Annotated in this window: 22 protein-coding genes; 9 read left to right on the top strand and 13 right to left on the bottom strand. The window is 63.0% G+C overall.

Annotated features, from left to right (window positions below):
* Positions 1–36: 36 nt before the first annotated feature.
* From AFIDRAFT_RS10020 to AFIDRAFT_RS10040, 5 genes are all read right to left on the bottom strand, one after another.
* The gene (locus tag AFIDRAFT_RS10020) at positions 37–681 is read right to left on the bottom strand and encodes a CvpA family protein (RefSeq protein ID WP_009339246.1); all 645 of its coding nucleotides are present in this window, start codon (positions 679–681) and stop codon (positions 37–39) included.
* A 250-nt stretch (positions 682–931) separates the two neighbouring features.
* The gene (gene radA / locus AFIDRAFT_RS10025; RefSeq protein WP_009339247.1) at positions 932–2,344 is read right to left on the bottom strand and encodes a DNA repair protein RadA; all 1,413 of its coding nucleotides are present in this window, start codon (positions 2,342–2,344) and stop codon (positions 932–934) included.
* A gap of 78 nt (positions 2,345–2,422) precedes the next feature.
* Entirely contained in the window at positions 2,423–3,613 is a 1,191-nt protein-coding gene (gene alr / locus AFIDRAFT_RS10030; protein WP_009339248.1) for an alanine racemase, read from the bottom strand.
* Positions 3,614–3,672: 59 nt separating this feature from the next.
* Positions 3,673–5,169, bottom strand: coding sequence for a replicative DNA helicase (locus AFIDRAFT_RS10035; protein ID WP_009339249.1), 1,497 nt, complete (start codon positions 5,167–5,169; stop codon positions 3,673–3,675).
* Positions 5,170–5,309: 140 nt separating this feature from the next.
* Entirely contained in the window at positions 5,310–6,560 is a 1,251-nt protein-coding gene (locus AFIDRAFT_RS10040) for a cyclopropane fatty acid synthase (RefSeq protein WP_009339250.1), read from the bottom strand.
* A 250-nt stretch (positions 6,561–6,810) separates the two neighbouring features.
* On the opposite strand from AFIDRAFT_RS10040, the gene AFIDRAFT_RS10045 reads away from it, so the two are divergent.
* Positions 6,811–7,617 (top strand): hypothetical protein, encoded by an 807-nt coding sequence (locus AFIDRAFT_RS10045; RefSeq protein WP_009339251.1) that lies wholly within the window; start codon positions 6,811–6,813, stop codon positions 7,615–7,617.
* A gap of 111 nt (positions 7,618–7,728) precedes the next feature.
* Here the strand turns inward: AFIDRAFT_RS10045 and rplI are convergent, their stop codons facing one another.
* The 4 genes from rplI to rpsF all read right to left on the bottom strand — a co-directional run bounded on the left by rplI (position 7,729) and on the right by rpsF (position 10,190).
* Positions 7,729–8,325, bottom strand: coding sequence for a 50S ribosomal protein L9 (gene rplI / locus AFIDRAFT_RS10050; protein ID WP_009339252.1), 597 nt, complete (start codon positions 8,323–8,325; stop codon positions 7,729–7,731).
* Positions 8,326–8,381: 56 nt separating this feature from the next.
* Complete coding sequence (locus AFIDRAFT_RS10055) at positions 8,382–9,347, bottom strand: DUF2232 domain-containing protein (protein ID WP_009339253.1); 966 nt, start codon at positions 9,345–9,347, stop codon at positions 8,382–8,384.
* A 145-nt stretch (positions 9,348–9,492) separates the two neighbouring features.
* A complete protein-coding gene (gene rpsR / locus AFIDRAFT_RS10060; protein ID WP_009339254.1) occupies positions 9,493–9,732 on the bottom strand; it encodes a 30S ribosomal protein S18 in 240 nt (79 codons plus the stop codon).
* A 5-nt stretch (positions 9,733–9,737) separates the two neighbouring features.
* Positions 9,738–10,190 carry a 30S ribosomal protein S6 gene (gene rpsF / locus AFIDRAFT_RS10065; RefSeq protein ID WP_009339255.1) on the bottom strand — a complete coding sequence of 151 codons (453 nt, stop codon included), beginning with the start codon at positions 10,188–10,190 and terminating at the stop codon, positions 9,738–9,740.
* Between the two features lie 395 nt (positions 10,191–10,585).
* Here rpsF and fabD point away from each other — a divergent pair, with 395 nt between their 5' ends.
* The 7 genes from fabD (at position 10,586) to gmk (ending at position 17,414) form a co-directional block, all read left to right on the top strand.
* A complete protein-coding gene (gene fabD, locus AFIDRAFT_RS10070; RefSeq protein WP_009339256.1) occupies positions 10,586–11,542 on the top strand; it encodes an ACP S-malonyltransferase in 957 nt (318 codons plus the stop codon).
* 17 nt (positions 11,543–11,559) lie between these two features.
* On the top strand, positions 11,560–12,297 hold the full coding sequence (fabG, locus tag AFIDRAFT_RS10075) for a 3-oxoacyl-[acyl-carrier-protein] reductase (protein ID WP_009339257.1): 738 nt from the start codon (positions 11,560–11,562) through the stop codon (positions 12,295–12,297).
* 393 nt (positions 12,298–12,690) lie between these two features.
* Positions 12,691–12,930 (top strand): acyl carrier protein, encoded by a 240-nt coding sequence (locus AFIDRAFT_RS10080; protein ID WP_009339258.1) that lies wholly within the window; start codon positions 12,691–12,693, stop codon positions 12,928–12,930.
* Positions 12,931–13,014: 84 nt separating this feature from the next.
* Complete coding sequence (gene fabF, locus AFIDRAFT_RS10085; protein ID WP_009339259.1) at positions 13,015–14,280, top strand: beta-ketoacyl-ACP synthase II; 1,266 nt, start codon at positions 13,015–13,017, stop codon at positions 14,278–14,280.
* A gap of 97 nt (positions 14,281–14,377) precedes the next feature.
* Complete coding sequence (mltG, locus tag AFIDRAFT_RS10090) at positions 14,378–15,739, top strand: endolytic transglycosylase MltG (RefSeq protein WP_009339260.1); 1,362 nt, start codon at positions 14,378–14,380, stop codon at positions 15,737–15,739.
* A 131-nt stretch (positions 15,740–15,870) separates the two neighbouring features.
* Positions 15,871–16,758 carry a YicC/YloC family endoribonuclease gene (locus tag AFIDRAFT_RS10095; protein WP_009339261.1) on the top strand — a complete coding sequence of 296 codons (888 nt, stop codon included), beginning with the start codon at positions 15,871–15,873 and terminating at the stop codon, positions 16,756–16,758.
* 5 nt (positions 16,759–16,763) lie between these two features.
* Complete coding sequence (gene gmk / locus AFIDRAFT_RS10100) at positions 16,764–17,414, top strand: guanylate kinase (RefSeq protein WP_009339262.1); 651 nt, start codon at positions 16,764–16,766, stop codon at positions 17,412–17,414.
* On the opposite strand, the gene AFIDRAFT_RS19450 is transcribed toward gmk, so the two are convergent.
* A complete protein-coding gene (locus tag AFIDRAFT_RS19450; RefSeq protein WP_156786883.1) occupies positions 17,311–18,366 on the bottom strand; it encodes a hypothetical protein in 1,056 nt (351 codons plus the stop codon). The genes gmk and AFIDRAFT_RS19450 overlap by 104 nt on opposite strands.
* Before the next feature lie 335 nt (positions 18,367–18,701).
* Between AFIDRAFT_RS19450 and AFIDRAFT_RS10105 the strand changes: the two genes are divergently transcribed.
* On the top strand, positions 18,702–19,022 hold the full coding sequence (locus AFIDRAFT_RS10105; RefSeq protein ID WP_009339266.1) for a hypothetical protein: 321 nt from the start codon (positions 18,702–18,704) through the stop codon (positions 19,020–19,022).
* 6 nt (positions 19,023–19,028) lie between these two features.
* On the opposite strand, the gene AFIDRAFT_RS10110 is transcribed toward AFIDRAFT_RS10105, so the two are convergent.
* Genes AFIDRAFT_RS10110 through pdxA form a run of 3 tightly spaced genes read right to left on the bottom strand, consistent with a single transcriptional unit; the run spans position 19,029 to position 21,957 of the window.
* Complete coding sequence (locus AFIDRAFT_RS10110) at positions 19,029–20,093, bottom strand: 6-hydroxyhexanoate dehydrogenase (RefSeq protein ID WP_009339268.1); 1,065 nt, start codon at positions 20,091–20,093, stop codon at positions 19,029–19,031.
* 5 nt (positions 20,094–20,098) lie between these two features.
* On the bottom strand, positions 20,099–20,950 hold the full coding sequence (rsmA, locus tag AFIDRAFT_RS10115; RefSeq protein ID WP_009339269.1) for a 16S rRNA (adenine(1518)-N(6)/adenine(1519)-N(6))-dimethyltransferase RsmA: 852 nt from the start codon (positions 20,948–20,950) through the stop codon (positions 20,099–20,101).
* On the bottom strand, positions 20,947–21,957 hold the full coding sequence (gene pdxA / locus AFIDRAFT_RS10120) for a 4-hydroxythreonine-4-phosphate dehydrogenase PdxA (RefSeq protein WP_009339272.1): 1,011 nt from the start codon (positions 21,955–21,957) through the stop codon (positions 20,947–20,949). The genes rsmA and pdxA overlap by 4 nt, the downstream gene beginning before the upstream one ends.
* Position 21,958: the final 1 nt, after the last annotated feature.

A 21,958-nucleotide genomic window follows, 5' to 3' on the forward strand; every position in this document is an offset into this window, starting at 1 on the left:
AACCACCACCCGATTCCCAAGCATCATGGCCTACAGTTAACGCCCCGTGGCTTTGCCGTCGATTAACGACTTCATCCCGTCGCGCTCCGACTTGGCATAGCCGCCGGGGTCCGACGGGTTCTCCGTCCGGTTGTCCGGAGCGGAATCGGCCGGCTCGTCTTCCGGCTTGGTTTTCTTGAACCGTTTCAAGATGGTATTTTCAGGGTCGTCCGGCAAGAGCGACAAAAGCCAATCGCCGGTTCCTTGCAGCACAACACGCGATTTTGCGCCGCGAACCCAGTCGGGCTGCTGCTTCTCGGGTACCAGCCATGCAAAAAACAGGAAGGCCACGACCATGATGAGCAAGCCGCGAGCGAGGCCGAACAGGAAGCCGAGGGTGCGGTCGAGCGCACCGATTCGCGAATCCAGGATCATGTCGGAGATGCGCACGGTGACGATCGACACCACGATCAGCGTGACGATGAAGATGCCGGCGACGACGGCGACGGTCGCGAGCGTGTCGCTGGCGATGTAGGTCTTCGCTGTCGGAAGAAGTTTCTGGTAGGCGTAAAGGGTGGTGAGCGCCGCCGCGCCCCAGGCCGTGATCGATAGTACCTCGCGCACGAAACCGCGGATCATCGCAAGCAGGCCGGAGAGCAGAAGAACGGCGAGGACGATGATATCGAGTAGCGTGATCGGCATCGGAGAGGCTGTTCCAGTTATGGCGGTGGCCCGAATCGCAGGGCTCACCGGATTTCAGGAGACGGCGTAGCGGCGCGGCCCGCAAGCCGCGCGCGCGTTGTATAACCAGCCATTTTTCGGGCGTCACGCGGTGTGGACCCGTAGAGGCATCAAATCGGGAACTCGAGGCGGATTTTTCCCCGCCTGTGGCTTTTCAAACCGTCCATGTGGCGCCATCCGGCGGTGAATATTTCAAATTTTACCCATGGATCTATCCCTGAGCGGCGGGACGCAAACGCTTCTCGCTGCGGGCCGCGATGTCCGCCACCAGCGAGGTCAGTGAATTGACGGTGTTCAGGCTCAATCCGACATCGCCAGCGCCTGCATCGCCGCGCGCTGTGTCCGGCAGCACCGCGCGGGCGAAGCCAAGCTTGGCCGCTTCCTTCAGGCGTGCGGAGGATTGTGCGACCGGGCGCACAGCACCTGATAGCGAGATTTCCCCGAAATAGACGGCATCGACCGGCAGCGGTGCGTTGGCGAGCGAGGAGACGAGGGCGGCCGCCGCGGCAAGGTCAGCGGCGGGCTCCTGGATGCGCAGACCGCCCGCGACATTGAGGTAGACATCGTGGCCCGAGAGCTTGATGCCGCAATGGGCTTCCAGCACCGCCAGCACCATGGAGAGGCGGCTCGGATCCCAGCCGACCACGGCACGGCGCGGTGTGCCGAGCGAGGTCGGCGCGACCAGCGCCTGCAATTCCACCAGCACCGGGCGTGTGCCTTCGATCCCTGCGAACACCGCCGTGCCCGGGCTGCCGAGATCGCGCTCCGAAAGAAACAGTTCGGACGGGTTGGTGACCTCGCGCAGGCCAAGCCCAGTCATCTCGAACACGCCGATCTCGTCGGTGGGGCCGAAGCGGTTCTTCACCGAGCGCAGGATACGGAACTGTTGCGAGCCTTCACCCTCGAAAGACAGCACGGCATCGACCATGTGCTCGACGACGCGGGGGCCGGCGATCTGGCCGTCCTTGGTGACGTGACCGACGAGGATGAGGGCCGCGCCAGATTTCTTGGCAAAGCGAATGAGTGCCTGCGCCGAAGCGCGAACCTGCGTCACGGTGCCGGGCGCGGATTCCACCGTATCGGTCCACATCGTCTGGATCGAATCGATCACCACGAGCCGGGGAGGCGTGCCTTCTGAAAGGGTTGCGATGATATCTTCAACCGAAGTCTCGGCGGCAAGCTGGACGGCGGCGTCGGCAAGGCCAAGCCTTGCCGCCCGCAGCCGCACCTGCGCCACGGCTTCCTCGCCCGAGATATAGACGGCGCGATGGCCCGCGCGGGCCAGCATGCTGGTAGCCTGTGTCAGAAGGGTTGATTTACCGATGCCGGGATCTCCCCCGACCAGCAGCACCGAGCCGCGCACGAAGCCGCCGCCGGTGACGCGGTCGAGTTCCGCCATCCCCGACGGAAGACGCGGGGCCTGCTGGGATTCGCCCGTCAGTGTTTCCAGCGTGAACAGGCGGCCCTTGCGCTTCGGGCGGATGCTGGAGGGCATGGCGGCGGCCGCAATCGAGTCCTCTTCGGACAGCGTGTTCCACTCGCCGCAGCCTTCGCACTTGCCTTGCCACTTGGTGTAGGCCGAGCCGCAATTCTGGCAGACGAAGGAGGGAAGGTTTTTGGCCATCGGGAGCCCCAGACAGATATGTTCTATCTTTGTTCTTATTCGAGTTAAAAAGTCAACCCATGGCCTGAAAGGTAGGGGTCAGGCCGAGGACTTTTCCGGAGCCGTTTTCGAATCTTGACTGACGCTGCCCCGGTAGTCGCGCGCGTAGCGGCGGCCGAGGCTGGTCAGCACCTCGTAGCCGATGGTGCCGAAATGGTGCCCGAGTTCATCGAGGGTCAGGCCTTCGCCGATCAGGGTGATGAAGTGACCGCGCCGTATGCCGCCGTGCGGCACGTCGGTGATGTCGATCGCCATCAGGTCCATCGAGATGCGGCCGACGATGGGGCAGCGCTGGCCCGCGACAATCGCCTGCGCGCTGCGGGTTCCTTCGATGCCGCTCGCGGCGCGGAAATAGCCGTCGGCATACCCGGCGCTGACGATGGCAAGCCGCGTCGGCCGCTTGGCGTGCCACAATGCGCCATAGCCGACCGTCTCGCCCTTGGGCACGTTGCGGATTTGCGCGATGCGAACCTTGAGGCCGACCACAGGCTGCATCGGGTTGTCGGCTTCCGGCGTGGGGTTGACGCCGTAGAGCGCAGCACCCGGCCGCACCATGTCCATGTGGAAGTGCGAGCCGAGAAAGATGCCGGACGAATTCGCCAGCGAAGCGGTGATGCCGCTGAATTCGGATGCGACGCTCCGGAAGGCGGCGAGCTGGCGCGCGTTCATTGCGTTGCTCATGTCCTCGGCGCAGGCGAGGTGGCTCATCACCAGCGCGATGCCGTGATCGGCTTGCTTGATGCGCGGTACCAGCCCGCGCGCCTCGTCGGGGGTGAAGCCGAGGCGGTTCATGCCGGTGTCGATCTGGAGCGCGGCGAGGCCGGTCCAGCCGCGGGTGCGCCGGAACGCATCCCATTCCGCAAGCTCGTTAAGATCGCCGATCACGGGACGGCAATCAATCTTGGCGAAATCGTCTCCACAATTGGCGAAGAAACCATCGAGCACGTAGATCGCGGCTTTTGGCGCGGCCTCGCGTGCGCGCTTCGCTTCATCGAGGGTTGCCACGAAGAACGTCTTGCAGCCGATGCTGACGAGTTTGCGCGTCACGGGTGTGAGTCCGCAGCCATAGGCGTCGGCCTTGACCACGGCGGAGCATTCCGCCGGCACAGCGCGGCTCTCCAGCGCCTTCCAGTTCGTGGCGAGCGCGTCGAGATCGATGGTCAGGACGCCGGGCGTTCCCTGCAACGTGTGCGCATCGATCTGGACTGAGGTATCGGGAAAGGGTGTCATGAAAGGACGCGGCTGGAGGCGAAGATCAGCCTCTCATATCACGCTTCCCGCGCCAAAGATCAAATATGCGTTGGCATGTGGTCGTCTTCGACGAGATCGGCGAAGCGCGTGACGCTGGAATCGAAATGCAGCTTGATGGTGCCGGTCGGGCCATGGCGCTGCTTGCCGATGATGACTTCGGCCTTGCCGTGAACCAGCGACATTTCCAGTTGCCATTTTTCGTGTTCCGGCGTGCCGACCTTCGGTTCCTTGTTCTGCAGGTAGTACTCCTCGCGGAATACGAACAGCACCACGTCGGCGTCCTGCTCGATCGAGCCGGATTCACGAAGGTCGGCGAGTTGCGGGCGCTTGTCGTCACGCGCTTCGACCTGACGCGAGAGCTGCGAAAGCGCGATGATCGGAACATTCAGCTCCTTCGCCAGCGCCTTCAGGCTGGTGGTGATCTCGGTGATTTCCTGCACGCGGTTGTCGGAACGCTTGCCCGAACCTGACAGGAGCTGGATGTAGTCGATGATCAGAAGATCGAGGCCCTTCTGCCGCTTCAGCCGCCGTGCCCGCGCCATCAGTTGCGCGATTGACAGGCCGCCGGTGTCGTCGACGTGGAAGGGCAAATGCTGCATTTCGATGGCGTGGTCGCGGATCTTGTCGAAATCGCTTTCGGTGATGCCGCCGCGCCGGATCGAGCTTGAGGAAACGCCGGTGCGCTCGGAGAGAATACGGGTGGCGAGCTGTTCGGCCGACATTTCCAGCGAGAAGAAACCGACCACGCCGCCATTGACGGATTTCGTCGTCCCGTCGGGCTGCAACTCGCCCTGCCAGGAACGGGCGACGTTATAGGCGATGTTGGTGGCGAGTGCGGTCTTTCCCATAGCCGGGCGTCCGGCGAGGATGATGAGGTCGGACGGCTGCAATCCGCCCATCTTGGTGTCCATGTCGCGCAGGCCCGAGGCGAGGCCGGAGAGATTGCCGTCGCGCGCATAGGCCTTGGCCGCCATGTCGATGGCGACCGTCAGGGCCTGTCCGAATTTCTGGAAGCCGCCGTCATACTGGCCTTGCTCGGCCAGCTCGTAGAGCCGCCGCTCGGCATCCTCGATCTGCGCGCGTGGCGCGAAGTCCACCGGCGCGTCATAGGCGACGTTGACCATGTCCTCGCCGATGCGGATCAGGTCGCGGCGCTGGGAGAGGTCGTAAATCGTGCGGCCGTAATCCTGCGCGTTGATGATGGTCGTCGCTTCGGCGGCGAGGCGGGCGAGGTACTGGCTGACCGTGATGCCGCCGAGATCGGTGTCGGCGGGCAGGAAGGTTTTCAGCGTCACCGGCGTGGCGACCTTGCCCGCGCGGATCAGGCTTGACGCCGTCTCAAAGATCACCTGATGGATCGGCTCGAAGAAGTGCTTCGGCTCGAGGAAATCCGAAACGCGGTAGAACGCGTCGTTGTTGACGAGGATCGCGCCGAGCAGGCTCTGTTCCGCCTCGATGTTGTGGGGCGCAGTGCGGTAGGCCGGTGCGCCGGCTTCGGGCGCGAGCTTGACAATGTTCGAGTCGGAAACGGCCATGGTGTTCAGATGCGCTTTCAAGTCGGAAGAGGCGGGCAGGTATCAAGCACCTGCACCGCAAGGGGCGTAAGTCAGAACTGACTTTATGCCCGATTCTCACACCCGGCCGGGGAAACCCTGTTTCCCTGTAATTCCACTTGCTATTCGCCGGCGATTTGGAGTGGGGGAGCTTTTGCAGCTTCCAGCCCGCGCAGTCGCTGTTCCTCCCGCGTGATGTAGTCGCGGGTAATCGGAACCACGCCTTGCCGTTTGCTGAGCTGAATCTGGAACACCATCATGTTCTGCTTGCGGAAACTCATCTCCGAGCAGGCGAGATAGAAGCGCCACATCCGCACGAAGCGCTCGTCATAAATGCGTGCGGCTTCTTCCTGCTGGGCAAGGAACCGTTCGTGCCAGGCTTTCAGCGTGTCGGCGTAATGCAGGCGGAGGATTTCGATGTCATCCACCAGAAGGCCCGAGCGCTCGATCCTGGGCAGCACTTCCGACAGCGCCGGAATATAGCCGCCGGGGAAAATATACTTGGCGACCCATGGGTTGGTGATGTCCGGTCCCTCGGAGCGGCCGATGGCATGCAGCACCATCACGCCGTCATCCTTGAGCAGTTCGGCGCAACGATCGAAATAGGTCTGGTAGTGGTCGATACCGACATGCTCGAACATGCCCACCGAAACGATCCGGTCGAACGGACCCGGCACCTTGCGATAATCCTCGAGCAGGAATTTGGCGCGCTGTGACAGCCCCTTGGCCTTGGCGCGCTGGTTCGACATCTCGAACTGCTCGTTGGATAGAGTGACGCCGGTGACGAGGCCGCCTGCGATTTCCGCGATATAGAGCCCAAGGCCGCCCCAGCCGGAGCCGATGTCGAGCACGTGCTGATCCGGTTGCACCAGCAGCTTGGCGGTGACATGGCGGCGCTTGGCCAACTGGGCCTCGTCGAGCGACATGTCCGGCTGCTCGAAATAGGCGCAGCTATATTGCCGGTCGGAATCGAGAAAGAGCGAGTAGATCCGGCTGTCGAGATCGTAATGGCTCTGGATGCGGCGCTTCGCCAGACCCATCGGATTGAACTGATGCCACCTGCGGATCAAAAAGCGCTGCAGGTGATGGAGCTTTGCCCAGCCGGGCAGGTCGTAGGGTTGGCCAAGCACCACGGCGAGGACGTCGGTGATCGATCCTTGCTCGATCACGAGTTCGCCATCCATGTAGATCTCGCCGAAGGTCATCTCCGGATCGAGTAGCAACCTGCGTTGTGCCGAGGGGGTGGTGAAGCGGACCGTGACCGGTGTGCCGGTCCCGTCGCCGCACGTGAAGGACTGGCCGTCAGCGGTGATAAAAGTGATTGAACCGTAGCGGAAAAACCGGCGGAGAACGGATTTCAGCAAAAAGCTCATGGGCAGTGGCCTTGGCTCTAATGTGCTATTCTTATTGAACGGGCCCCACGGCCCAAAGTTTCCCCCTTCTTGCCCGCTCCTTCAAGCCCGAATAGAGGGCAGGAGTGGCCATGCCGCATCACTGCAATCTTACCTAGAGTGTTGCATTCTCAACGTTTCCATCCGGCGGATTATCCGCTAAGGATTTGTCATACGATCATTTGACCTCCCGGTATGACGATGCCGGTCGAGCAATTTCTGGAGACCATCTATGTCGAGGCGAGCGCTCACTCTGGCGGCGGCGGTGCTTTGGATGAGCGCTGCCGGTCCGGCGGCAGCGCAAAATCTCGAGGCCGGTAAAACCCCGGCCCAGATTTTTGCCGCGACATGCGCGGTCTGCCACAAGAGCCCCCATGGGCTGCTTAAGAGCGTGGCGCCCGGATCGCTCCCCGGTTTCCTGCGCCAGCACTATACGACGAGCACCGGGATGGCGGGCGCGATGAGTGCTTACGTCCTGTCGAACGGCGCCGCGAACAGGCGCGCCGGTGACGACCTTACGCGCGAGGGACGCGAGTTGACGGCGCCGAAGCCGCGGGAGCGGGATGCCGAGCCGAAGGAAAGACAAGAACGGCATATCGGGGCCGAGAAGCCCGCACACGGGCACGCCGCCAAGCCGAAGGACGAAGGAGCGGGTGAAGTCGACGCCAAGGGTAAAAAGCCCAAGGTTGACAAGCGTAAGCCGAAGAATGCTCCGGCAAAGGATGAGCCGAAGGATACCTCCAGGCCAAAATCCGATACTGCTTCCCAGCCGAAGCCGGAAACGCCTGCGGCCGAGAACAGCAAGCCTGCCGCGGCGCCGGAAAAGCCTGCGGAATCCGCCACACAGCCTGAGACCAAGCCTGCCGTGTCTGCTCCTGACGCCGCAGCGGACGCCCCCGTGAAGAAGCCGGATGAGGAGAAGCCTGCCTCCTCGAATATGCCGGTCTTCAACGTCGAGCCCAAACCGGAGGCGAAGCCGGATTCCAAATCCGAGGCTCCGGCTGCTCCGGAAAAGCCGGCGGCGCCGGTTTCGCAATAATATCCATCAGTCTGAAAGCGGTCGGCTCTGCGCCCATCGCCTTCAAAAGCGCATGAAAAAATCCGGCCCGTTTCCGGACCGGATTTGATGATGATTGCAATGGAGCGAAGCTTACTGCTCGCTCGGTGCTTCCGGTGCTTCGATCCGGTCCTGGGCTTCCGGGTCGAAGAATTCGCCGGCCGCAGCGATCGCTTCTGCCGCCGCGTCCTGATCTTCCTGGCGGGTGCTGATGTCTTCGCCACGGTTGATGCGCTCGGCTTCCGCCTCGCTGCGGGCCACGGTGGCGGTCACATGAATCTCGACCTCGGGGTGAACGGCGATCGTGATCTTGTGCTGGCCGATCTCCTTGATCGGGTGTTCGAGCAGAACCTGATGACGGTTGAGCGAAACGCCGTCGGCAGCCAGCGCCGCCATGATGTCGCGCACCGAAACCGAGCCGAAGAGCTGGCCGCTTTCGGCGGCCTGGCGGATGACGATGACGTTGCGGCCCTCGATCTTCTCGGCAACCTTGCTGGCTTCGCCCTTGGCCGCGATGTTCTTGGCTTCGAGGTCGGCCTTCATGCCTTCGTATTTGGAACGGTTCGCCTCGGTCGCGCGCAGCGCCTTGTGGCGCTTGAGCAGGAAATTGCGGGCATAGCCGTTTTTGACGTTCACGATGTCGCCCATCTGGCCGAGTTTGGCGACGCGTTCGAGTAGAATGACTTCCATGATGTTCTCCTTGGCAAAGACTGGATAGAGGGATTTCTTGAGGTGACGGTTGAAGTTCAGTTGGGGTCTGGCAGGCTGTGCTGTTTCCGCCAGTAGCGTCTGCGAATGCCGAAGGCGGCGTCGGCAAGGCCGAGCACGATCGCGCCTGCGAGCGGCCAGCCGATGAAAGCGGTGAGGGCGTAGATGCCGCTCAGCATGAAGGAGCGTCCCGCCATGGTCTGGCTGACGGTGTGCAGAACGGCAAAGCCGGTCATGCCATAGGCGAGCAGCAGTGAAGCGCTGACGATCTTGGCGACCAGCGCGGTTAGCCCGCCGAAGAAGCAGAGCACGATGGCGATCGCGAGCGCGGCCATCACCGGCCGCGGCATCTCGGTCGTGCGCAGGTCTGGCCACGGGCGCTTCAGAAGCTGCGAGGTCTGAGCGATCTTGGCCGCAAGCCACAGATTGAGCGTCAGAGTCAGCATCGCGACCAGCGCGGCCGCGCCGGGGGCGATCGCAACCAGTGCCTCGATGACGGGATCAGGCGTGGTGCCATGGGCGACCCCACCCTGGTTCGCAACGTCGGAGAGGTGCGTCAGGCTCTTCCGCATAACCGCCATGATCGTGTCGACGTCGGTGCCAAGGGTCAGAAGTGCCCCGGCGGTGGTGAGAGCCGCAAAGCCTGCGGTCCAGACTAGGATGCGGCCGACCGGGTACCAGTCGAGCGCGGACGGAGGCGTGTAACCATCATCGTGAGCACGTGCGAGCAGCGCGAGATGGCCGAGCCAGAGCGCGGGCAGGGCGACCATGACGCCATAGGCCAGCATGTACATCGGCCCGAAGACGGCGCCGAGGCCGAGCACCGCAGCCGCGCCGGCGATGAATCCGCTCCGCGATCCCCAGCCGAGCGCGACCACCATCAGCGGCAATGGTGCGAGATAGAACAAGGCAAGCGACAGCACCGCGCCCGATGCGATCGAGGCGAACATCATGGCCGACGCAAGCGCGGCCGCCAGTGCAATGAGAATCGTCGTTGCCATCATCAGCTGTCCCGCCCCCTTCGAGCGGTTAGAGGCTGTTTGCCCCAACCATCCACGACTGCTGTCGCCGCCGTGTTATGAAAATCGCTCCTCATGGAGCGCGAAGTTTGCTCCTCATCCCGTGGGATGAGGAGCGGAATTATTCGCCTTAGCGGATCACGTAAGGCAGAAGACCCAGGAACCGCGCGCGCTTGATGGCACGGGCGAGTTCGCGCTGCTTCAGCGCGGACACGGCCGTGATGCGGCTCGGCACGATCTTGCCGCGCTCGGATACGTAACGCATCAGCAGCTTGGAATCCTTGAAGTCGATCTTCGGCGCGTTCGGACCCGTGAACGGGCAGGTCTTGCGACGGCGGAAGAACGGGCGGCGTGCACCAGCGTCAGCCATGTCTCTTACTCCTCTACCGATGCGGTTTCGTCATCACGCGAACGGCGCGGGCCGCGCTCGGAGCGGAAGCCGCCATCGCGGTCGCCGCCACGGCCACCAAAGCCGCCGCCACGGTCGTCGCGTTCGCGATCACGGTCGGCCTTGCGCATCATTGCGGACGGACCTTCCTCGAGTTCGTCGACACGCACGGTCAGATAACGAATGATGTCTTCGTTGATGCGCTCCTGACGCTCGATCTCGGAAACGATCGCAGCCGGGCCGTCGATGTTCAGCAGCACGAAGTGAGCCTTGCGGTTCTTGTTCATGCGGTAGGTGAGCGAACGCACGCCCCAGTTCTCGGTCTTGGCAACCTTGCCGCCGAGACCTTCGATCACGCCGGTGATCTGGGTGGTGAATTCTTCGACCTGTTGGGCACTCGCGTCCTGGCGCGCGAGGAAAACATGCTCGTAAAGAGGCATGGGAGTCCTTTCCTGTGTTAGCGCGGGTCCTGGCGGCAAGCCCTTCGAGACCTTCGGAAAGGACCTCGATATTGCTCAGAAGGCGGAAGCACGGGACGACGGACCGACTGGCCCTGTCCCATCAACCCAATTTCGTTGTTGAAATGAAGGTTGCTGAGACCGTCCGTTCAGCTCCCGGCCGGGATCCACGGATGCGCGCTTTATAGGTGATTTGCGGCGGTTGGCAAGGGACTAGAGAGGCGGTTTGAGCCGGATTTGGCCCGAAAATCGAGACGTTTACGGTGGTTTTGAGGGGGCATGCTCTCAAAATCGGGGATTTGCCGGCAGTTCCGTGTCGTCAGCTTGACAGCCCCCGGCCTGGCGGTGTCTTACCACCCCACGTTTGGGAGGCCTTTATGACGGCAGCATTTACATTTCCGGGACAGGGCTCACAGGCCGTCGGCATGGGCAAGGCGCTCGCCGAGGCGTTTCCGGCTGCGCGCGCGGTATTCGACGAGGTGGATTCGGCGCTCGGCCAGAAACTCAGCACCGTGATCTGGGAAGGGCCAGCCGAAGCTCTCCAGTTGACCGAGAACACCCAGCCCGCGCTGATGGCGATGTCACTTGCGACCCTGCGGGTGCTGGAAGCGGAGGCGGGGATCGATCTTGCGCGTGACGCTGCGTTCGTGGCGGGCCATTCGCTCGGCGAATATTCGGCGCTGGCTGCGGCTGGCAGCCTCTCGATTGCTGATACGGCGCGGTTGTTGCGGATTCGCGGCACGGCGATGCAGAAGGCGACGCCGGTGGGTGTCGGCGCGATGGCGGCCTTGCTCGGCCTCGATTACGAGACCGCCGTGGCGGCAGCCGATGAGGCCGCACAGGGGCAGGTCTGTCAGGCGGCGAACGACAATGGCGGCGGTCAGGTCGTGGTGTCCGGCGACAAGGCTGCGGTCGAACGCGCTGTCGAGATCGCGAAAGCTAAAGGCGCCAAGCGCGCCATGCTGCTGCAGGTGTCCGCGCCGTTCCATTGCCGCCTGATGCAGCCGGCTGCCGACGCGATGGCGGAGGCGCTTGCGAAGGTCACCGTCAACAAGCCGGTGGTCCCGGTGGTTGCAAACATCCTCGCGGGTCCGGTCACTGATCCCGATCAAATTCGAAAGCTGTTGGTGGAGCAGGTCACCGGCACGGTGCGCTGGCGCGAAAGCGTCGCTTATATGGCCGCCCACGGCGTCACGCATTTTCTGGAGATCGGTTCGGGCAAGGTGCTTACCGGCCTCGTCAAGCGTATCGCGGATGGTGCCGTCGGTGTCGCGGTTGGTGGTCCCGGTGATATTGCCACTGCAAAGGATGCGATCGCCGCCGCGCGCGGGTGATTTCAGGGAGAATTTCAATGTTCGATTTGACAGGCAAGACCGCGCTAGTCACTGGCGCGACCGGCGGCATCGGAAATGCGATCGCCAAGGCGTTGCACAAGCAGGGTGCGACGGTTGCGATTTCAGGCACGCGGCGCGAAGTGCTCGACACGCTCGCCGGTGAGTTGAAGGAGCGCGTCCACGTTCTGCCGTGCAACCTGTCCGACAAGGATCAGGTCGAAGCGCTGGTGCCCGCTTCCGAGAAGGCGATGGGGCAACTGGACATCCTTGTGGCGAATGCGGGCATCACCAAGGACAACCTTTTTGTGCAGCTGCGCGACGAGGACTGGGATCAGGTGATCGACGTCAATCTCACCGCGACCTTCCGCCTGGCGCGTGCTGCGACCAAATTGATGATGCGTAAGCGTTTCGGCCGCATCATTGGCATCACCTCCGTGGTCGCCGTCACCGGCAATGCGGGGCAAGTCAACTACGTGTCGTCGAAAGCGGGCCTGATCGGCATGATGAAGTCGATCGGTCAGGAATATGCGCGGCGGAACGTCACCGCGAATTGCATTGCACCCGGTTTTATTGCGACTGCGATGACGGCTGCACTGAACGACAAGCAGAAGGAGGGTATCCTTGCCAAGGTTCCGGCAGGACGGCTCGGCTCGCCCGACGACATCGCCGCGGCCGCTGTCTATCTGGCGTCGAACGAGGCGGCCTACGTCACCGGCCAGACCATCCATGTCAATGGTGGAATGGCAATGATTTGAGGGCTTTAGGGGAGTCGCTGTGTCGTTTTATGACGGTTTGGCGGTTGCTCCCGGCTTGGCCAAGTCCCCCGATCTGTGCTATTCGGATGTTGTCTCGTTGCGCGATTTCCGGTCGCATGGGGGAAAGTTTTCGACCGGTCAGACTTCAGGATCGGGGCGGATTCGCTGCAAAATGGCTGGCTGTTTTGTGGTGAGCGCGCAAGGGAAGAACGTCATTGCAGGAAATCAAAACCCTGTATATTCCCGATGCGCCATCTGTTGAGGTTCGCAGGGGACTGACGGTCTGCGGGTGCGCGGATCGAACTGGGCGGGCGGCATAGAGTTTTAGAAGGTCAACACCGGCTCGTATCGTTTTACGATCGGGTTAAACGAAGCAAACACGAGGTTGAAACGATGAGTGAGATTGGCGAGCGCGTGAAGAAGATCGTTGTGGAGCACCTCGGTGTCGAACCGGAGAAAGTGGTGGATACCGCGAGCTTCATCGACGACCTCGGCGCCGACAGCCTCGACACTGTCGAACTGGTGATGGCTTTCGAAGAAGAATTCGGTTGCGAGATTCCGGACGACGCGGCGGAAACCATCCTGACGGTTGGCGACGCCACCAAGTTCCTTGAAAAGAACGCGAAGAGCTAAGCTCCTTCTGCGGTAGCTGATGTCGGCGGGTTGTTGCGCGCAACGGCCCGCCGTCTTTCTGTTTGGCACATCGGAGCATCGGACATGAGGCGAGTGGTCGTCACCGGCCTCGGCATGGTTTCGCCGCTGGGTGGCGGCGTCGAGCCGACCTGGAAACGCATCCTCAACGGTGAAAGCGGCGCACGGAAGATCGAACATTTCGATGTTTCCGACCTGACCAGTCAGATTGCCTGCGTCGTGCCGCGCGGCGACGGCACCGACGGCACTTTCAATCCCGATCAGTGGATGGAGCCGAAAGAGCAGCGCAAGGTTGATGACTTCATCATCTTCGCGATGGCGGCTGCATCCGAAGCGCTCAACGACGCCGGCTGGCATCCGTCCACCGAGGAAGAACGCTGCGCCACCGGCACGCTGATCGGCTCCGGCATCGGCGGTATCGAGGGCATTGGCGAGACGGCGGTGCTGTTGCATGAGCGCGGCCCGCGTAAAGTCTCGCCGTTCTTCATTCCGGGACGTCTCATCAATCTTGCCTCCGGTTACGTCTCGATCCAGCACGGCCTCAAGGGTCCGAACCACTCGGTGGTCACCGCGTGCTCCACAGGCGCGCACGCCATCGGCGATGCATCGCGGCTGATCATGCTTGGCGACGCCGACGTGATGGTGGCAGGTGGCGCGGAATCGCCGGTCAATCGTCTGGCGATGGCGGGCTTCTGCGCGCTGCGGGCGATGTCCACGAAATTCAACGACAGGCCGACCGCTGCGTCGCGGCCCTATGATGTCGATCGCGACGGCTTCGTGATGGGCGAGGGCGCAGGCATTGTCGTGCTTGAGGAATACGAGCACGCCAAAAAGCGCGGTGCGAAGATCTACGCCGAAATCGTCGGTTACGGCCTCTCCGGCGATGCCTATCACATCACCGCACCGGCTTCCGATGGCGATGGCGCCTATCGCTGCATGAGTGCTGCGATGAAGCGCGCGGGATTGCTTGCATCCGACATCGATTACATCAACTCCCACGGCACCTCGACGCCGCTTGGCGACGAGATCGAACTGGGTGCGGTGCAGAAGCTGCTCGGCAATACGGCCTCCAGGGTATCGATGTCGTCGACCAAGTCCTCGATCGGCCATCTGCTCGGCGCAGCGGGAGCCGTGGAGGCGATCTTCTGCGTGCTGGCGCTGCGCGACAATATGGCGCCTCCGACGCTGAATCTCGACAATCCGTCGATCGAGACCGCTATCGATCTCGTGCCGCACAAGGCCAAATCGCGCGAAATCAATGTCACTTTGTCGAACTCGTTCGGCTTTGGCGGCACCAATGCATCGTTGATCATGAAGCGGGTGGTGAACTGAGGGAAATACCTCGGCTTCACCGCAGGAGAACTTTCGGTCATATTGCGATCCCAAGTTTGTGCGAGAGATCGGGCCAGAACGGATTCGGATTTCGGACATGAGTCAAAGGCCTCCCATTGAACCGCGCAGTCCGCGGGCGGCGTTAGAGCCGCAGCAGGTTCCGCCTCCGAAGCGTTCCGACAGCGCGCGCAATCCCTTCGTGATTGCGGGCAACGCCATCATCACGATTCTGCTGGTGGTGATCCTCGGCGCGGGCGGTCTTTACATCTACGGCAAGCAGATGCTGACCGCGAAAGGTCCGCTGACCGCCGACAAGGTCGTCAATATTCCGCCACGCGCGGGCATGACCGACATTGGCGACATCCTGCTGCGAGAGGGTGTCATCAAGGCGGATCGCTGGACCTTTATCGGCAGCGTGCTGGCGCTCAACGCGCGCACCTCGCTCAAATCGGGCGAATTCCTGTTCCAGAAGAATGCGAGCCTGTCGGATGTCATCGGCACCATCGTCGATGGCAAGGTGGTGCAGCATGCCTTCACCATTCCGGAAGGGCTGACATCGGAACAGATCGTTCAGCGGTTGCAGGATAACGACATCTTCTCGGGTTCGCTGCGCGAAGTGCCGCGCGAGGGCACGCTGCTGCCGGACACTTACAAGTTTCCGCGCGGTACCCCGCGCGAGCAGGTGATCCAGCGCATGCAGCAGGCGCAGAAGCGGCTGCTCGCGGAAGTCTGGGAGCATCGCAATCCCGATCTGCCGCTGCGGTCGCCCGATCAGCTTGTGACGCTGGCCTCTATCGTTGAGAAAGAAACCGGCCGCGCCGATGAGCGCAGCCGCGTCGCTTCGGTCTTCGTCAACCGGCTGCGCCAGCGCATCAAGCTGCAGTCCGATCCGACCATCATCTATGGCCTTGTCGGCGGCAAGGGTACGCTCGGACGGCCGATCAAGCGCAGTGAGATCCAGCAGCCGACGCCGTACAACACCTACGTCATTGAGGGACTGCCGCCAGGCCCGATCGCCAATCCGGGGCGTGCCTCGCTGGAAGCGACCGCCAACCCCGCGCGCACGCGTGATCTCTATTTCGTGGCCGACGGCACCGGTGGGCATACGTTCACCGAGAACTACAACGAGCACCAGAAGGCGGTGGCGAAGCTTCGCTCGATTGAGCGTCAGCAGAACGACGCTGCCGAGCCGGACGACGTGCCGCCTCCGGTCGCGGTCCCGTCCGGCGCGCCCACCGAGCCCGCTGCAGCGCAGCCTCCGGCCGCGCCTGCCAGGCGCGCGGCGCCGAAGGCCGCTCCGAAATCATCCCACGGCAAGCAATCGCTCGCTCCCAAGGCCAGCGATGCGTGGGCGGGCGTAACCTCGGCGGCACCGAAGGCCCGCAAGCCTGCGTCCCACGCCAAGCCGGTCCCGCCGTCGGCCAACGCTGCGGCGGATGCGGCTTCCGCAACGCGCTGAATTCCAGGCAATTCGCAAGAAATTCTCAAGGGACGGGCGCCAAAACGTCTGCACCATGGCCCAATTCGGGGTATGGTCCGCGGCGGTTCACGCACAGCGAATCCACCTGATCTGGACGGAGTTTTTCGACAATGGCGTTGTCGAGCATGACCGGCTTTTCGCGAAGCCACGGCACCAGCGGACTTTATACGTTCGAGTGGGAATTGAAGTCGGTCAACGCCAAGGGTCTGGATCTGCGTGTGCGCCTGCCGCAGGGATGGGACGATCTCGAAGGTACTGTGCGCAAACGGGTCGGTGAGGCGGTGTCGCGCGGCACAGTCTACGCCAACCTCAACGTCAAGCGGGCGGGCTCTGCGGCGGTCGCGCGCATCAACGAGGACGTTCTCGCTTCGGTTCTCGACGCGGCGCGAGGACTGGCATTGAGAGCAGGCGCGTTGCCGCCAACCGTTGACGGTCTGCTCGCGGTCAAGGGCGTGATCGACATTGTCGAGCCGGAAAGCGGGGAGGCTGAAATTGCCACGGCCAAGGCCGCTGCTATCGCGGCGTTCGAGACGGCACTGTCCGGCCTCGTCGAGATGCGCGACCGCGAAGGCGTTTCGCTCGGCGAGATCCTGACACAGCGTGTTAACGACATCGAACGTCTTGCCGCCAGGGCCGAAGCCGCACCGGGCCGCAAGCCGGAGGCGATCAAGACACGCCTCGCCGAGCAGATCGCAACGCTGCTCGATGCATCGGATCGGTTCGATCCTGATCGGCTGTCGCAGGAAGCGCTGCTGATCGCGACCAAGGCCGACATCCGCGAAGAACTCGACCGGATCGGTTCGCATGTCGCGCAGGCGCGCGAACTGCTGTCGAAAGGCGGGCCGGTCGGCCGGCGGCTGGATTTCCTGTCGCAGGAATTCAACCGGGAAGTGAACACCACCTGTTCCAAATCGAACGATGTCGAATTGACCAATATTGGTCTCGAGATGAAGAACATCGTCGAGCAGTTCCGCGAGCAGGTTCAGAATCTGGAGTGAACGCAATGGTTCGCAATGCGCTCGCCGGTGAGCGGCGTGGCCTGATGTTCGTGTTGTCGTCGCCGTCCGGCGCGGGCAAGTCTACGCTGTCGCGCATGCTGATCGAGAAGACGCCGGGCCTGCGGATGTCGGTATCGGTAACGACGCGTGCGAAGCGGCCGGGCGAGGCCGAGGGCGATCATTACTACTTCATCGACAAGGCGCGCTTCGACCAGATGGTCCGCGCGGGCGAATTGCTCGAACATGCGCCGGTGTTCGACAATCACTACGGCACGCCGCGTCATGCGGTGGAGAAGGCACTGTCAGCTGGCGAGGACGTGCTGTTCGATATCGATTGGCAAGGCACGCAGCAATTGCGGGAGAAGGCGCGGGCCGATGTCGTCAGCGTTTTCATCCTGCCGCCGTCGGCGCAGGACCTTGAAAAACGGCTTCATACCCGCGCGCAGGATTCCGACGCCGTGATCCGCGGCCGTATGGATCGCGCGGCTCATGAGCTGAGCCACTGGGCCGAGTACGACTATGTCGTGCTCAACAACGATCTCGACCAGGCATTCAGCGAGGTCGAAACGATCCTGCGCGCTGAGCGGTTGAAGCGCGAGCGGCAGACGGGGCTGTCGGCGTTCGTGCGCGGATTGCAGGATCAGCTAGAGAAATAACATTTTCGGACTCGCGTGCGGCACGGCGCAAGAGTTGCTCGATTTCGTCGAGGTCCTGCGGTGCTCTTGATGTGCGCGCGGCAGAGGCCCATCGGGATGGCGCGATCATCTCCGTGTAGGCCGGCGAAGATGTCTCCGTGTCTTCGGCTTCGCCCCAGATGTTGCGACGCTGCGCCGGCGCATTGCGGACTTTGTCGCCCGTTCGCCAGAAATATCTGAACGTGACAAGGGCGAGGATCGCGATCAGCGCCAATACAAGAAATGCTACACCGAGAATGACGCGCCATGGCGTGAGGTCGGCGGCTTGTTCGGATGATTTGGCGCGCGGTGCCGTTGGGGCGGCTGCGGGTTTCATCGCGGGAGCGGGCGGCGCGGCTTCCGACGTTGCGGGCTGCGAACTGGCAAGCGGTGTGGACTGCCCGGTGGTCTGCTGGCTTGTCGGGCGGAAGGCGTCGGCGTCAGGCCAGCGCTCGGTGAGCAACGGCGTTGAGGCAGCAGGATTTGGCGTCGGTTGCGTCGTCACCGCTTCAGTTGTTTGCGGTGCTGTATTGGATGTGGCCTCGGATTCGGCAGGGGGTGCAGGCTTTGCAACTGACGGCTTCGCGGCCTGCGATGCCGGAGCCTCTGCACGGGCGTTGTCGATATCCTGTCGGGCTGTGGGCGCCGTGTCAGACTTCGGTTTCGCAGCGGCAGAGGACGTAGTCGTCTTCATCCCGGCCTCGCCGAGATACCAGCACTTGCGGCCAGCGCTGCGGTCCGTGTGGTAGTACCAATGCTTGCCCTGTGGCGCTGCGCCTTTCGGTGCGCGCTGGCAGGCCTCGGCGGCATTCGTTTGCTGCGCCGGAGTTGTCTGTTCCGCAGCAGGCGCTGCTTGTTGTGCGACCGACGGCGTCAGGCCGCCGAGAACGGCGCTCAAGGCCACCGCCGCAAGTTTGAAATTCCGGTTTGTCATGGTTCCCCCACGTCGGATCGTGACGTTGTGCGCGATGCGCGGGTTAATCGTTGTCAACGAGATGGGCCGCAATGGGCCGCAAATGCGAAACGCATGAGACAAAATTGGGGCGATGTAAGCCTTATGGGAACGCCACAATTCTGATTCTCGTACGGGTGATGCGTGAACAGGTGCGTAAGACGGTAAGGGCAGGGCTTCACGGTAGGCGCGTGAAGTCTTGTTTACGTATCAACACGGCATTCGCGCTTCTAAATCGTGAAATTAAAATCGCATTAACCACGCGACTTCGATGCTTCACGTCATTGATCTGCTGAAATCAGAAAGCGAGGATTGTCATGACTGGAGACACTGCAAACGACGCGGGCGTGTTGAGCGAGGAGATCAAGGCGCTTCTGATTTTGCTGTTGTTGAAGGGAGGCACGCCATCCGATGAGATCGAGACGGCGCTGCGCCTTGCGGGCAGCCGTCCGGCTCATTCTGAGCTGCCCGCACAGGAGGCGATGTGTCCGTTGGCCCGCGCGGCGGTGCTGGCGATGGCGCCGCCGGTGTCGGTTGCGCAGCCGCCGGCCCGGCAGGCTTCATTGCAGCCGGTGTTGTCGGCGAAGCAGATTTTCCGAAACGATAAATTAGCGCCGCTGCACGGCTACGCAGCGTAAGGCGGCTCACGCGCCGTTGGTGAGGATAATTCGCCCGATTATGCCACCGTGGCGCAGCTTCTCCATCCAGCCGGCTGCTTCCCGCATCGGAGCTTCATGCATCGGTACTGGCGCAATGCGGCCGGTGCGGGCGAGATCGAGCAACTCGCGCGCCTCAAGGAGCGTTCCGGTCATGAACCCTTCGATGCTCATGCGCTTGTGGACCCAGCTTACTGCTGGCGTGGTGAAGGAGCCGCCCATCAGGCCGGACACGACGATCTTGCCGCCGCGCGCGAGCGCGCTCATCGCGAATGCCAATGATGCCTCGTTGCCCACGAAATCGACGATGACATCGAAGCCGCCGCCGCTGTCCTTCAGCATGCGGCGCGCCGTCTCTCGTGCCGCCGGATCGTAAGCCGTCGCGGCGCCCGCATCGAGCGCGGTGGCACGCGCGGCCTCGCTGAGGTCGGCGACCGCGATGGTCTCCATGCCCATCGCGCGCGCGATCGACAGCCCCATCAGCCCGACGCCGCCCATGCCGATCAGCAACAGATTGCGGCGGCGCGGATGAGTGGCCGCGCGCTTCACCGCACCATAGGCGGTGAGGCCGGAGCACATCAGCGCGGCGGCGAAGCCCGCAGGCAGCGGCTCGTAAGGCAGGAGATAGCGGCTGTCGGGCACGAGAACATGGCTGGCGAAGCCGCCATCCAGCGCGACGCCGAGATAGCGATTGCGTGCGCAGAGGTTCTCGTCGCCGTTGATGCAGTCGCGGCAGGCGCCGCATCCGATCCATGGAAAAACGACGCGCGGTTGCCCGATGATATCCCGCGGTGCATCGGGACCTGCCGCCTCGACAGTGCCGACGATTTCGTGGCCGAGCGTGAAGGGCAGCTTGATGCCGCGTGTAATGTCGATGCGCTGGCCATTTCCTGCGTCGAAAAATCCGTCCTGCAAATGCAGGTCGGAATGGCAGAGGCCACATTTCGCCACGCGCAGCAGCACCTCGCTGCCTTGCGGCACAGGGGCGTCCACAACCGTCTCGCAGACGGGAGCGGCGAATTGCATGAGGGATTGGCGATGCATCAAGGCCATGGAGATCAGGATTGCTTGAGTTCGGACAGGCGATTGGCCATCGCCACGAAACCGGCAATGGACACTGTCTCGGCGCGCCGTGTCGGATCGATGCGGGCGGCTTCGGTGAGCAGTGCGGGATCGACGCCGAGCGGCTTCAGGCTCTGGCGCAGCATCTTGCGGCGCTGGTTGAAGGCGGCAGCAGCGACCTGTTCCAGCGCGCGGCGCGAGCAAGATAGCGGCTTCGCTCGCGGGACGAGGCGCACGACAGATGACGTGACCTTCGGCGGCGGCACGAACGCGCCGGGCGCGATATCGAACAGGATTTTAGTCTCTGTTCGCCAGTTGGCGAGCACGCCGAGGCGGCCATAGGCGTCATCGTTCTCCTGCGCGACGATGCGCTCGGCCACTTCGCGCTGGAACATCAGCACCATCATGTCGAACCATGGCGGCCATGGATCGGCGGTCAGCCAGCCGGTGAGCAGCAGGGTCGCGATGTTGTAGGGCAGATTGGCGACGATCCGCGCCCGCGCACCGTCGAGCATTGTGGTCGGGTCAAAATCGATGGCGTCGCCGTGCACGATCTCGAGCCGGCCGGGATAATGCCGCGCGATGTCCTCCAGCGCCGGGATCGCGCGATCGTCACGTTCGACCGCGATCACGCGCTTCGCGCCGGTGGCGAGCAAAGCCCGCGTCAGCCCGCCCGGGCCGGGGCCGATCTCGATCACGGTGGCGTCGTCGAGAGGTCCGGCGGCGCGCGCGATCCGTGCTGTGAGGTTAAGATCGAACAGGAAATTCTGGCCGAGCGATTTGCGCGGGGCGAGGTCGTATTTGCGGATGACCTCGCGTAGCGGCGGCAGATCGTCGATCTGGCTCATGATGCGGCGTTCGCGCGCGCCATGCGGGCGGCGAGGCGCAACGCCGCGATCAGGCTCGACGGGTTGGCGCGGCCGGTGCCTGCAATGTCGAAGGCGGTGCCATGGTCGGGCGAGGTGCGGATGAACGGCAGCCCGAGCGTGACGTTGACGCCACTGTCGAATGCAAGCGTCTTGACCGGTATCAGCGCCTGATCGTGATACATGCAGATTGCGCAATCGTAGGTCTTGCGCGCGGCTTCATGGAACATGGTGTCGGCGGGCAGCGGGCCGCGTGCGTCGATACCCTCGCGCCGCAATTGCTCGACGGCCGGCGCGACGATAGCGCCATCTTCCTTGCCGAGCGTGCCGTCTTCACCGGCGTGCGGATTGAGCCCCGCAATGGCGAGGCGTGGCGCGCGCAAGCCAAACCGATGTTTCATATCAGCGACGACAATGCGCGCAGTTTCAAGAATCAGATCGGTGGTGAGGTCGGCAATCGCCTGCCGCAGCGGCAGATGGATGGTGACCGGCACGACGGCGAGCGTCTCGGACCAAATCATCATCACGGGCTTTGGTATCCTGCCGCCATTGGCCGCCAGTTCGGCGAGAAATTCAGTGTGGCCGGGATGCTTGAAGCCTGCACTGTAGAGGACGCTCTTGGCAATCGGATTGGTAACGACAGCGGATGCAACGCCCGTCTTCACATCCGCCACGGCCTGCTCGATGGAGGCGATCGCGGCCCACGCGCTGGTCGCGTCGGGTTTTCCGGGCGTGCCCGTCGCGGTGTGGCCGGTTGGTGCGACGGGCAGGGCGCGCGCGAAGATTCCCACAGCGTCCTGTGGCGATGTTTCGACGACATCGATCCCTTCTCCAAGCAAAGCGGCCCGGCGGCGGATCAGATCGGCATCGCCGATCAGGTAAAACGGAGGAAGATTGTCAGCGTTACGCTTCAGCCACGCGGCAACCGTGATATCAGGCCCGATCCCGGAGGGCTCACCGATCGTGAGAGCGAGCGGGGCTTGGTGCATC

The organism is Afipia sp. 1NLS2 (genome assembly GCF_000178995.1).
In the GTDB taxonomy this organism is placed as follows: domain Bacteria; phylum Pseudomonadota; class Alphaproteobacteria; order Rhizobiales; family Xanthobacteraceae; genus Afipia.